The organism is Streptodolium elevatio, from assembly GCF_053592165.1.
Genome location: NZ_JBSFVE010000016.1, coordinates 1 through 12830, shown reverse-complemented (window position 1 = coordinate 12830; position 12830 = coordinate 1). Strand labels below are relative to the sequence as shown.

Below are 12830 nucleotides of genomic sequence, written 5' to 3'. Positions count from 1 at the left end.
ACCTGACGGATCTGACGGATCTGACGTACCTTCGGGACGCACGTCCCCGGCATGGACGGGCCGCGAGGGCCGTTGCGGGCCCCCGCGGCACGCTGGGGGGTGAGTCGGGCGCCGTACGCCCCCGGCCGTCCCCTGGAAATCCTTGAGCGAAGACGGACGGCGCCCGGTGGTCGTTTCTACCGTGCGCAAGCGCTCGATCACAAGACTGTGTTCAAACAGTCGTGTGAGTGAGAAGGTGTGGCGGGCGACCGGCCGGCGGAGCCGGTGGCCGGTCCCGCACCCTGGGAGGGTTTTCGGTCATGGCAACGTGGCACGTCGGTTCGTCGGTCCTGCACAAGGTCGTCGAGATGGAGTTCCCGGTCACGGTGACCGGCGCGCTGCGCTCGTCCGACACCGGGCTCCTGGGCCGGTACCCCTGGCTCGCGCCGCACTTCGCGGAGCCGGACGGCAGCTTCACGATGGCGATCCAGACGATCCTGGTGGACACCGGCACCCACCGCATCCTGGTCGACACGTGCATCGGCAACGACCGGGTGACCCTGCCGCAGCTGCCGCCGCTCCGGACCGCGTGGTTGGAGACGCTGAGGGGGCTCGGCTACCCGGCCGAGACGATCGACGCCGTCGTGTGCACGCATCTCCACTTCGACCACGTCGGCTGGAACACCCACTTGGTCGACGGGGCATGGGTGCCGACGTTCCCGAACGCCCGCTACGTCATCCCGCGCGCGGAGTGGGAGTTCTGGAGCAACGCCGTCGACACCGACTCGGTGGGCCGCGCCGATCTGGACAACACGCTGCGGCCGGTGTTCGAGGCCGGGCTCGTGGACCTGGTCGGCCCCGACCACGAAGTGGCGGACGGCGTACGCCTGGAGGCCGCGCCGGGGCACACGCCCGGCCAGGTCGCGGTGGTCGTCGAGTCCGCCGGCGAACGTGCCGTGGTGACCGGTGACCTGGTGCACCACCCGGTGCAGTTCGTCGCCCCCGAGGTGCCGAGCGCGGCCGACGAGGACGTCGCCGGCGCGATCGCGACACGGCGGGCCTTCGTGGACCGCTACGCGGACTCCGGGACGCTGGTCGTCGGCACGCACTTCCCGTCCCCGACGGCCGGATGGCTCACCCGCGCGGACGGCGACGTGAAGTTCGTGGTCGAACGCCCCTGACCCCGCTCGGCGATCCGTTTCCTGCTCGGTGTGCCGCGAGTGCACCGCGTGCCTCGGGCACTCGGGGAGGCTCATTCCTCCGGGTGGCCGAGCTTGCCGCGCACGCGGTCGAGGATGTCGGCGTACCGCGCCTCGTTGCCGTAGCGCGTCGGGTGGTAGTAGCGCTTGCCGTGCACGGTGTCGGGCGCGTACTGCTGCTCGGCGACGCCGCCCGGCACGTCGTGCGGGTAGACGTAACCCTGCGCGTGGCCGAGTTTGGCGGCCCCCTTGTAGTGGCCGTCACGCAGGTGCGGCGGCACCGGGCCGGCCAGGCCCGCGCGTACGTCGGCCAGTGCGGCGCCGATCGCGAGCGTCGCCGAATTGGACTTGGGCGCCAGCGCCAGCGCGATCGCCGCGTGGGCGAGCGTCAGTTGCGCCTCGGGGAAGCCGATCAGCGCGACCGCCTGGGCGGCGGCGACCGCGGTGGTGAGGGCCGTGGGGTCGGCCAGGCCGATGTCCTCGGACGCGGAGATCATCAGGCGCCGCGCGATGAAACGCGGGTCCTCCCCCGCGTCGATCATGCGGGCCAGGTAGTGCAGGGTGGCGTCGACGTCCGAGCCGCGGATGGACTTGATGAGGGCGCTCGCCACGTCGTAGTGCTGGTCGCCGTCGCGGTCGTAGCGGACCGCGGCGCGGTCGACGGCCGCCTCGAGGGTGGCAAGCGTTACCGACTTCTCGCCCCGGTCCATCGCCGATCCGGCGCCGGCCTCCAGCGCGGTCAGAACACGCCGCGCGTCGCCGCCGGCGATGCGCACGAGGTGGTCCTCGGCGTCCGGGTCCAGGTGTACGGCACCGCCGAGGCCGCGCTCGTCGGCGAGCGCCCGGCGGACCAGGTCGCGGATGTCGTCCTCGGTCAGCGACTCGAGGGTCAGCAGCAGTGACCGGGAGAGCAGCGGGCTGATGATCGAGAAGTACGGGTTCTCGGTGGTCGCCGCGATCAGCGTCACCCACCTGTTCTCGACGGCCGGAAGCAGCGAGTCCTGCTGGGCCTTGGAGAACCGGTGGATCTCGTCGAGGAACAGCAGCGTCTCGCGGCCGTGCGCGCCGGACTCGCGGCGGGCGGCCTCGATGACCGTGCGGACCTCTTTGACGCCCGCGGTGATCGCCGACAGTTCGACGAAGCGGCGCTTGGTGGCGTGGCTGACGACGTACGCGAGCGTCGTCTTGCCGGTGCCGGGCGGCCCCCACAGGATCACCGAGGAGGGCGCGGTGACGCCGTTGCCGGCGCGCACGAGGCGGCGCAGCGGGGAACCGTCGCCGAGCAGGTGCTGCTGGCCGACCACCTCGTCCAGCTCCCGCGGCCGCATGCGGACCGCGAGCGGGGCGAGCGCCGGGTCCTTGCTCTGCCGCTCCTCGGCGGCGGCGATGAACAGATCGGGTTCCACGCCTACGACCCTAGCCGCAGGTACCGACAACCGGACGGTCAGCCGTCAGCCGTCTGCTGTCACCGGTCGGCGGTTGGTCGGCGTGGACGCGCCGCGCGGTCCGGCCGGTCAGCGCAGTACGCCCGCGGCCCGGGCGGACTGCAGCCACTCCGGGAACTCGATCATGAGCTGGTCGTAGAGCTTCTCGTTGCTCATCCGCTTGGGGTCGGCCCCCGCCTCGAAGAACCCGGCGTTGTCGACCACCCGGTACTGCGGCGCGGGCAGGTCGTCGAGCCGGTGGAGGAACTGGAACTTGTCCCGGCCGAAGCCCACGAACTGCCAGAAGATCGGCAGCTTGGCCGCCTTGCAGATCGCCTTCTCCGCGGCCTTGGGGCTGTCCGGCGAGCCGTCCGTCTGGAACACGACGTACGCGGGGTCGGTGGCGCCGCAGTCCTTGTAGTGGCGGATGACCGCCTCCATGGCGGCGACGTAGTTCGTGGTCCCCATGCGGCCCAGCTTGGCGTGCAGCTCGGCGATGCGGCCCTGGTAGTCGCTCAGCGAGATCTCCTCGACCTGGTAGGCCTTGCTGTCGAAGAAGACCACCGGCACCACGCCGTCGTCGTCGAAGTGTGCCGCGGCCGCGAGCACGCGCTCGGCCAGCGACTGCACACTCCCGTCGCGGTAGAACCCGGACATGCTGCCCGAGCGGTCGAGCACCAGGTAGACCGCCGCCCGAACCCCGGACAGCCGGTGCTTGTCGAGGCTGACGCCGGCGGCCTTGTAGAGGCTGACCAGGCCGGGCGCGGTGCGCTCGATCTTGTCGAGGCTCACGGCCGAGCCGCTGCCGGTACGAACCGTCGCGGCGGGCGCGGTCGGTGCGGTCGGCGCGGCCGGTCGGGCCGTCGGTGCCGCGGGCGTCTGCCTGAGGCGGCGGATCCAGCCGAACACCATGTCGTGTGCCTCCCCTGGGTCGGGCGCGGCCGCCGGAGGACGGCGGCTGCCGACGAACTGCTGTACGAGTACTGCCGCGGCGGCCGGGCGAGGCCCCGCTTCCGGTGCCGGCCATGATTCCGCTTCCGCCCGCTCTGCCGCTTCCACGCTGTCAGATCCGGCCTATGACTGCCGGGGGTTCTCCCTCGCGGTCCGTGCGGCGTCGGGCACGGAACTCCTGGGCCGACGCACGACACGCGGATCCAACGCGGACAAACAACGGTATTGCTGGCCTTTGCCCTAGTTTGACTGGCAGACCGACATCAGGCGGAGGAGGCCGGCGTGGGCGACGGTGTACGCGGCGATCAGGCCGGACTGGACAGCCCCGCCGTCGACGCGCTACTCAAAGCCGGGCGCTTCCTGACCCGTTCGGACGTGTCCGACGACCTGCGTTCGGTCTACAAGACCGGAGGCCGCGCGGGCGACGTCTTCTACCGCGACCGCTGGAGCCACGACAAGGTCGTCAACTCGACGCACGGCGTCAACTGCACGGGCTCCTGCCGGTGGAAGGTGTACGTCAAGGACGGCATCATCACGTGGGAGACCCAGGGCACCGACTACCCGTCGGTCGGCCCGGACCGCCCCGAGTACGAGCCGCGCGGCTGCCCGCGCGGTGCCGCGTTCTCCTGGTACACCTACTCCCCCACGCGCGTGCGCTACCCGTACGCACGCGGGGTGCTCGTCGAGATGTACCGGGAGGCGAAGGGCCGGCTCGGGGACCCGGTGGCCGCGTGGGGCGACGTCGTGGGCGACCCGGAGCGCCGGCGCCGCTACCAACAGGCGCGCGGCAAGGGCGGGTTGGTGCGCGTCTCGTGGGACGAGGCGATGGAGATCGCGGCCGCCACGCACGTGCACACGATCAAGACGCAGGGCCCGGACCGGGTGGCGGGCTTCTCGCCGATCCCGGCAATGTCGATGGTGTCGCACGCCGCCGGGGCCCGGTTCATGGGGCTGATCGGCGCCCCCATGCTGTCCTTCTACGACTGGTATGCCGACCTGCCGGTGGCGTCCCCGCAGGTGTTCGGCGACCAGACCGACGTCCCGGAGTCGGGCGACTGGTGGGACGCCGCGTACCTGATCATGTGGGGCTCGAACGTGCCCGTCACGCGCACGCCGGACGCGCACTGGATGGCGGAGGCGCGCTACCGGGGCCAGAAGGTCGTGGTGGTCGCGCCCGACTACGCGGACAACGCCAAGTTCGCCGACGAATGGCTGCATCCGCATCCGGGGACGGACGGCGCGTTGGCGATGGCGATGGGCCACGTGCTGCTGCGCGAGTACTTCGTCGAGCGCCAGGTGCCGTTCTTCACGGACTACGTGCGCGCGTACACCGACCTGCCGTTCCTGGTGACGCTCCGTGAGAAGGACGGCGGGCTGGTGCCCGACAAGTTCCTGCGCGCGAGCGACCTGGGCGGCGCGCACGCCTCGGCCACGCACTCCGAGTGGCGCACGGTCCTGGTCGACGACGCCACCGGCTCTCCGGTCGTGCCGAACGGCACGCTCGGCGACCGCTGGGCACCGGACTCCGAAGGCCGTTGGAACCTCGACCTGGGCGGGGTCACCCCGCGCCTGACCTTCCATCAGGACGAGCGCGCGGAGGGCGTCGAGGTCCATCTGCCGCGCTTCGACACCGCGGACGGCTCGGGCGACGTGCTGCGGCGCGGCGTCCCGGCCGTGCGGCTGCGCGAGGGCGGGCCGCTGGTCACCACCGTCTTCGATCTGCTGCTGGCGCAGTACGGCGTCGCCCGCGAAGGCCTGCCCGGGGCGTGGCCGCGCGGCTACGACGACGCCGAGGCGCCGGGCACCCCCGCCTGGCAGGAGTCGCTGACCTCGGTCCCCGCGGCCCGGGCCGTCAAGATCGCCCGGGAGTTCGCCGACACGGCCGAGAAGTCGCAGGGCCGCTGCATGATCCTGATGGGCGCGGGCACGAACCACTGGTTCCACTCCGAGACGATCTACCGCGCGTTCCTCGCGCTGCTGGCGCTGACCGGCTGCCAGGGCCGCAACGGCGGCGGCTGGGCGCACTACGTGGGCCAGGAGAAGTGCCGCCCGGTGACCGGGTGGGCGACTCTCGCGGGCGCCGGCGACTGGGGGCGCCCGCCCCGGCAGATGATCGGCACGGCGTACTGGTTCCTCAACACCGACCAATGGCGGTACGACGGCTTCGGCGCGGACGTGCTGGCGTCCCCGCTGGGCGAGGGCCGCTTCGCGGGGATGACCGCGGCGGACGTACTGGCGCAGTCCGCGCGGCTCGGCTGGATGCCCTCCTACCCGACGTTCGACCGCAACCCACTCGACCTCGCCGACGAGGCGATGGCTTCGGGACGCGATCCCGCGGACCACGTCGTCGACGAACTCACCTCCGGGCGCCTGGGGTTCGCTTGCGAGGACCCTGACGCGCCGGAGAACTGGCCGCGCGTGCTGACCGTGTGGCGCGCCAATCTGCTCGGCTCGTCGGCCAAGGGCGACGAGTACTTCCTGCGGCATCTGCTGGGCACGCACGACAACCTGCGTGCGGCCGAGGCACCGCCGAACGCCCGTCCGCGCGACGTGAAATGGCGCGACGAAGCCCCCGAGGGCAAGCTCGACCTGCTGTTGTCGCTGGACTTCCGGATGACGTCGACGACGCTGCTGTCGGACATCGTCCTGCCCGCCGCGACGTGGTACGAGAAGGCCGACCTGTCCTCGACCGACATGCACCCCTTTGTGCACTCGTTCACCGCCGCCGTCGGACCGCCCTGGCAGGCACGCAGCGACTTCGACGCGTTCCACGCCCTCGCGCGGCGGTTCTCCGAGCTCGCCGCCACCCATCTGGGCGTACGCCACGACCTGGTCGCCACCGCGCTGCTGCACGACACCCCCGGGGAGGTGGCGCAGCCCGGCGGCACGGTGCCGGACTGGCGTACCGGCGACGCGGTGCCGATCCCCGGCAAGACGATGCCGCAACTGACTGTGGTGGAACGGGACTACGGCGCCGTCGCGGCCAAGATGGCGACGCTGGGTCCGCTCGTCGACAAGCTCGGCGTGGCGACCAAAGGGGTCACCTTCGACGTGTCCGAGGAGGTCGCCGACCTCACCGCGCGCCACGGTGCCGCGCCGGCGGCGTACGGTGTCGCCGCCGGGCGCCCGCTGCTCGACACGGCGGTCAAGGCCTGCGACACGATCCTCGCGTTGTCGGGCACCACCAACGGGCGGCTGGCCGCGCAGGGGTTCGAGACGCTGGAACGCCGCGTCGGCCGGGAACTCGCCGACCTCGCACGGGACAACGAGGGCAAGCGCATCACGTACGCCGAGACCCAGGCGGCGCCGGTGCCCGTCATCACCTCCCCCGAATGGTCCGGCAGCGAGACCGGCGGGCGGCGCTACACGGCGTTCACGGTCAACGTCGAGCGCCTGAAACCCTGGCACACGCTGACCGGGCGCCAGCACTTCTTCCTCGACCACGACTGGATGCAGGAACTCGGCGAGTGCCTGCCGGTCTACCGTCCACCGCTCGACATGCACCGGCTGTTCGGCGAGCCACGCATCGGCCCGGACGGCGAACGCCAGGTGACCGTGCGGTACTTGACGCCGCACAACAAGTGGTCGATCCACTCCGAGTACCAGGACAACCTGTTCATGCTGTCGCTGTCGCGCGGCGGGCAGACGGTGTGGATGTCAGTCGACGACGCGGCGGCGATCGGCGTACGCGACAACGACTGGATCGAGGCGGTCAACCGCAACGGCGTGGTGGTCGCGCGCGCGGTCGTCTCGCACCGCATGCCGACCGGCACCGTCTACATGCACCACGCGCAGGAGCGCACGATCGCGGTGCCCAAGAGCGAGACGACCGGGCGCCGCGGCGGCATCCACAACTCCCTCACCCGTCTGCTGCTGAAGCCGTCGCACCTGATCGGCGGGTACGCGCAACTGTCCTTCGCGTTCAACTACTTCGGCCCCACCGGAAACCAGCGCGACGAGGTCACCGTGATCCGCCGCCGTTCCCAGGAGGTGCGGTACTGATGCGCTTGATGGCCCAGATCGCCATGGTCATGAACCTCGACAAGTGCATCGGCTGCCATACCTGCTCGGTCACCTGCAAGCAGGCGTGGACCAACCGCGGCGGCGTCGAGTACGCCTGGTTCAACAACGTGGAGACCCGGCCGGGACAGGGGTATCCGCGCCGCCACGAGGACCAGGAGCGCTGGCGCGGCGGGTGGGAGCTCAACCCGCGCGGACGGCTCAAGCTCAAGGCCGGGGGCCGGTTCAAGAAGCTCGCCACGATCTTCAGCAACCCGGTGCTGCCGAACATCGGCGACTACTACGAGCCCTGGACATACGACTACAAGAACCTCACCGACGCGCCCGCCGGGTCCGACTTCCCGGTGGCCGCGCCGCGGTCGCTCATCAGCGGCAAGCAGCTCGACATCACGTGGTCGGCGAACTGGGACGACAACCTCGGCGGCATGCCGGAGCACGGGGCCGACGACGTCGTGCTGGCCAAGGTGTCGCGCGACGTACGGCTGCAGTACGAGCAGGCCTACATGTTCTACCTGCCGCGCATCTGCGAGCACTGCCTCAACCCGTCGTGTGTCGCGAGCTGCCCGTCGGGCGCGATGTACAAGCGCGCCGAGGACGGCATCGTGCTGGTCGACCAGGACCAGTGCCGCGGGTGGCGCATGTGCGTGACCGGGTGCCCGTACAAGAAGGTCTACTTCAACCACCGCACCGGCAAGGCCGAGAAGTGCACGCTCTGCTACCCGCGGCTCGAAGTCGGGCTGCCGACCGTGTGCTCCGAGACGTGTGTGGGGCGGCTGCGCTACCTCGGGGTGATGCTCTACGACGCGGACGCCGTACTTGCGGCGGCCGCTACACCCGACGAACACGCGCTGTACGAGGCACAGTTGGACGTCTTCCTCGATCCGCACGATCCGGAGGTCGGGCGCGAGGCGGAGCGCGCGGGCATCCCGTTCGACTGGATGGAGGCCGCCCGCCGTTCGCCGGTGCACCGGCTCATCAAGGACTACCGGATCGCGCTGCCGCTGCATCCGGAGTACCGCACCATGCCGATGGTCTGGTACATCCCGCCGCTCTCCCCGGTCGTGGACGCCCTCGCGGCCACCGGGCACGACGGCGAGGACGAGGGGAACCTGTTCGGCGCGATCGAGACGCTGCGGATCCCCGTGGCGTACCTGGCCGAACTGTTCACCGCGGGCGACGTACGGCCGGTGGAGGCGAGCCTGCGCAAACTCGCCGCGATGCGCGCCCACATGCGCCGCGCCAACCTCGGCGAGCCGCCCGACGCGTCGATCGCCACCGCGGTCGGCATGACGGCGGAGGAGATCGAGGAGATGTACCGGCTGCTGGCGATCGCGAAGTACGAGGACCGGTACGTGATTCCGACCGCGGCGGTCGGCGACGCCGCGGCCCTGGAGGAGTCCGTGCTCGACCACGGGTGCAGCCTCGACTACACGGACGGACCGGGCATGGGCGGCTCGGGGCCGTTCGGCGAGGCCTCCGGACGCCTCGCCCCGGCATCGGTCGAGAACTTCCACGTGCTGCGCGACCGGGCGACCGCCGACGCGCCCGCCGACACCGCACGCACGCGCGTCAACCTGCTGAACTGGGACGGCAACGGGCGTCCGGACGGCCTGTTCCCCGCCTCTGACCCGGCCGGCGCCCGCGAACGCGCCGGTGCCGAGGCAGGCGGCGACGGGCCTGGCGGAAGTGTCGGGCCTGGCGGGCCTGGCGAGGCTGCCACGCCTGGCGGGTCTGCCGGGCCTGCCGGGCCGGAAGGCGGGGCCCGGTGAGACGCCTGCGCCGCCTCGGGGACGCGTCCCCGGCCGCCCTTCCCGGCCCGCGGGAGACCGCCGCCGTACGCCAGGCCTCCGCGCTCCTCCTCGACTACCCGGACGCCGCCCTCCGCGACCGCCTTCCACTGATCGTCGAGGCCCTCGCCTCGCTCCCGCCGCACGCCTCCCGGGACGCCGCCCTGGCCTTCGCGTCGCGCGCCGCGGCGACGCCCGAACGCGAACTCGCCGAGCACTACGTCGCGACGTTCGACCAGCAGAACCGGCGCTGCCTCCACCTGACCTGGTGGACCGACGGCGACACGCGCCGGCGCGGCATGGCCCTGGTCCGGCTGAAGGAGCGCTACCGGACGGCCGGCTGGTCGTTCGACGGGTCGGCGGACACCGCCGAACTCCCCGACTTCCTGCCCGCGGTCCTCGAGTTCGCGGCCCGCGATCCGCGGGAGGGCACCCGGCTGCTCGCCGAGCACCGGGCCGGCCTCGAACTCCTGCGGATCGCGCTCACCGAGGCGGCCACCCCGTACGCGTTGCTCCTGGACGCGGTCTGCGCCACCCTGCCGGGCCCGACCCCGGCCGACGAGGCCCAGGCCCGCGCACTCGCGACGAACGGACCGGCACGCGAGGACGTCGGCCTGGAGCCGTACGGCCCGATGCCGGGAACCCCGGACATGCCCGCTCCGCCGAGCGCGCCCGGCGGCCGCGTCGTCGACCTGCCGTTCCCGACCCCCGTCACGGGAGGACCCCGGTGACATCCACCGCCGACGTCATGCTGTGGGGCGTACTCCCGTACGTCAGCGCAGCGTTGCTCATCGCCGGGACGTACTGGCGCTACCGCTACGACAAGTTCGGATGGACCACGCGCTCCTCGGAGTTGTACGAGTCGCGCCTGCTGCGCATCGCCAGCCCCCTGTTCCACTACGGTCTGCTGTTCGTGTTCGCCGGGCACGTGATGGGCCTGCTGATCCCGCAGGGCTGGACCGATGCCGTGGGCGTGAGCGAACACGTGTACCACGTCCTGGCGATGTCGCTCGGCGTCGTCGCCGGCCTCGCCACGGTCGTGGGCATCGTCCTGCTCATCTGGCGCCGACGCACGACCGGGCCGGTGTTCCTGGCCACGACGCGCAACGACAAGCTGATGTACGTCGCGCTCGCGGCCACGATCCTCGCCGGACTCGCCACCACGCTGATCGAGAACGGATTCGGGAACACCTACAACTACCGCGAGACCGTGTCGCCGTGGTTCCGCTCGCTGTTCATCTTCCGGCCCGACGTCGACCTGATGGCCGAGGCGCCGCTCGCGTTCCACGTGCACGCCGTGCTGGCGTTCGTGCTGTTCGCCCTGCTGCCGTTCACCCGCCTCGTGCACGCGTTCAGCGCCCCGGTGAAGTACCTGTTCCGCCCGTACCTGGTCTACCGCTCCCGCGATCCGCAGCAGTTGGCCGCACGACCCGCACGCCGCGGCTGGGACCGCGTCGACTCCTGACCGGCTCCGGTGGCTCGGTGCCCGGCTCAGCTCGGCGTCAACGCCCGTTCGGTGGCGTTGATGTAGCCGCTGAGCGCCTGCCGGGTCCGTGCGAGGACGTCCATGCGCTCCTCGATGCCCTGGAGGCGCCCGCGCAGGAGGTCCAGCAACTCCGGGCAGGCGGCGAGGTCGGGGCCGGCCCCCGACGCGCAGGGCAGCAGGTAGCGGATGTCGTCGGTCGAGAGCCCGGCTTCCAGCAGCGCCCGGATCTGGGTCACCGTCACCAGGGCGTCGTCGGAGTACTCGCGATAGCCGTTCGTCCCCCGGCCCGGCTCCAACAGCCCCTGAGCCTCGTAGTAGCGCAGTTGGTGCGCGTGCACGCCGGTGCGCCGGCTCAGCTCCCCGATGAGCATGTGTCTCCCTCCTTGACCTTCATACCGGTGTGAACGTCGAAGATCCCTCCAAGGCTTCCCACCGACCCGTTTCGAGGAGCAAAAATGCAGACGCCCGACACCGCCAAGACGCCCGTCACCGTCGTCGGCCTGGGGCTGATGGGCCAGGCGCTGGCGGCCACGTTCCTGCGCTCGGGGCACCCCACGACCGTGTGGAACCGCACGTCCGCGAAGACCGCGCCCCTCGTCGCCCAGGGCGCGGTCCCGGCCGACTCGCTCGCCGCGGCGATAGCCGCAAGCCCGCTGGTCGTGGTGTGCGTGACCGACTACGACGCCATGTACGAACTGCTCGAGCCGCTGGCCGGGACCCTGGACGGCCGGGTCCTGGCGAACCTGACCTCGGGTACGTCGCAGCAAGCCCGCGACACCGCTGCGTGGGCGGCACGGCACGGTGCGGCGTACCTCGACGGCGCGATTCCGGCGTCGCCCGACGGGATCGGCACCGAGGCGGCCGACATCGTCTACAGCGGGCCGGCATCGGCCTTCGAGGAACACGGGGCGGCCCTGCGGGCGCTCGGCGCGGGCAAGGCGACCTACCTCGGCGCCGACCACGGCCTGGCCTCGCTCTACGAGGCCGCCACGCTGAGCCTGATGTGGAGCATCCTCAACGGCTTCCTGCACGGCGCGGCGCTGCTCGGCACGGCGAACGTCGAGGCCACTGCCTTCGCCCCCGTCGCGCAGAAGGGCCTGGAGACCGTGGGCGGCTGGCTGGCGGGATACGCCAAGCAGATCGACGACAACGCGTTCCCCGTCGCCGACGCCTCCCTCGCCGTCCACGTGGCCTCGATGGAACACCTGGTCCACGAAAGCGAGTTCCTCGGTGTCAACGCCGAGCTTCCGAAGCTGGCCAAGTCCCTGGGCGACCGGGCGCTGGCCGAAGGCCTCGGCGACGGCGGCTACGCCGCGCTGATCCAGATCCTCCGCAAGCCCGCCGAAATCCGGCCCTGACCGAACCGGCCCGGAATAGCCGGGCCCTGACCACGACTTGGCTCTGACATGACGACCGAACCGTTCAACCCGCGCACGCTGCTCGCGGAAAGCCGACTCGGTGTGCTCGCGACCATCAAGTCCGACGGCCGCCCCCAGTTGTCACCGGTCATGCCGTTCTTCGACCCGGAGTCCGGCCTGCTGTACGTGTCGATGACCGAAGGCCGGGCGAAGACGGCCAACCTGCGTCGCGACCCCAGGGCCGCCCTGGAGGTCACCAGCGCCGACGGCTGGAAGTGGGCGACGGCCGAGGGCACCGTGACCCTGACCGGGCCCGGCACCGATCCGGGCGGCCCGGAGGTCGAGGCCCTGGTCGACTACTACCGCCGCGCCGCCGGGGAACACCCCGACTGGGACGAGTACCGGTCGGTCATGGTGTCCGACCGCCGGGTGCTGATGACCATGAAGGTCGACCACGTGTACGGCTCCGCGGTGGCCTGACGTCCATTCACTGCCGCTCCGGGGGACGAAGTGCCCGACTCCCGGTCCGGCGGCCCGTGTTGTCGCGGGGGGGCCCCGCGCGGGGGGGGGGCGGCCCCCCCCCCCCCCCGGGGCCCCAGACACGGGGGGGGCCCCGGCCCGCGGCC

Annotated in this window: 10 protein-coding genes; 7 read left to right on the top strand and 3 right to left on the bottom strand. The window is 71.7% G+C overall.

The genetic code is table 11. From position 1 onward, the window contains the following. Positions 1-299 precede the first annotated feature (299 nt). A complete protein-coding gene (locus ACWD12_RS26630) occupies positions 300-1160 on the top strand; it encodes an MBL fold metallo-hydrolase (protein WP_450101656.1) in 861 nt (286 codons plus the stop codon). Positions 1161-1231: 71 nt separating this feature from the next. Here the strand turns inward: ACWD12_RS26630 and ACWD12_RS26625 are convergent, their stop codons facing one another. Both ACWD12_RS26625 and ACWD12_RS26620 read right to left on the bottom strand, forming a co-directional pair. Beyond that, the gene (locus ACWD12_RS26625) at positions 1232-2584 is read right to left on the bottom strand and encodes a replication-associated recombination protein A (RefSeq protein ID WP_358361543.1); all 1353 of its coding nucleotides are present in this window, start codon (positions 2582-2584) and stop codon (positions 1232-1234) included. Positions 2585-2692: 108 nt separating this feature from the next. Then, positions 2693-3514, bottom strand: a complete 822-nt coding sequence (locus ACWD12_RS26620; protein ID WP_358361541.1) for a vWA domain-containing protein — start codon at positions 3512-3514, stop codon at positions 2693-2695. Between the two features lie 321 nt (positions 3515-3835). Here ACWD12_RS26620 and ACWD12_RS26615 point away from each other — a divergent pair, with 321 nt between their 5' ends. From ACWD12_RS26615 to narI, 4 genes are read left to right on the top strand one after another with little or no spacing between them, the layout of a single operon-like run. Continuing rightward, a complete protein-coding gene (locus tag ACWD12_RS26615) occupies positions 3836-7555 on the top strand; it encodes a nitrate reductase subunit alpha (protein WP_450101655.1) in 3720 nt (1239 codons plus the stop codon). Then, a complete protein-coding gene (gene narH / locus ACWD12_RS26610) occupies positions 7555-9342 on the top strand; it encodes a nitrate reductase subunit beta (protein ID WP_450101654.1) in 1788 nt (595 codons plus the stop codon). Before ACWD12_RS26615 ends, narH begins: the two co-directional genes overlap by 1 nt. Positions 9343-9347: 5 nt before the next feature. Continuing rightward, a complete protein-coding gene (narJ, locus tag ACWD12_RS26605) occupies positions 9348-10091 on the top strand; it encodes a nitrate reductase molybdenum cofactor assembly chaperone (protein WP_450101809.1) in 744 nt (247 codons plus the stop codon). A 17-nt stretch (positions 10092-10108) separates the two neighbouring features. Then, entirely contained in the window at positions 10109-10825 is a 717-nt protein-coding gene (gene narI, locus ACWD12_RS26600; protein WP_450101808.1) for a respiratory nitrate reductase subunit gamma, read from the top strand. A 26-nt stretch (positions 10826-10851) separates the two neighbouring features. Here narI and ACWD12_RS26595 read toward each other — a convergent pair whose 3' ends face one another. Then, entirely contained in the window at positions 10852-11217 is a 366-nt protein-coding gene (locus tag ACWD12_RS26595) for a MerR family transcriptional regulator (RefSeq protein WP_358361533.1), read from the bottom strand. 84 nt (positions 11218-11301) lie between these two features. Between ACWD12_RS26595 and ACWD12_RS26590 the strand changes: the two genes are divergently transcribed. Together ACWD12_RS26590 and ACWD12_RS26585 are read left to right on the top strand one after the other, a co-directional pair. Further along, positions 11302-12204, top strand: coding sequence for an NAD(P)-dependent oxidoreductase (locus ACWD12_RS26590; protein ID WP_450101653.1), 903 nt, complete (start codon positions 11302-11304; stop codon positions 12202-12204). A 48-nt stretch (positions 12205-12252) separates the two neighbouring features. Further along, positions 12253-12684: a PPOX class F420-dependent oxidoreductase gene (locus ACWD12_RS26585; RefSeq protein ID WP_358361526.1), complete on the top strand. Its 432-nt coding sequence runs from the start codon at positions 12253-12255 to the stop codon at positions 12682-12684. Positions 12685-12830 lie beyond the last annotated feature (146 nt).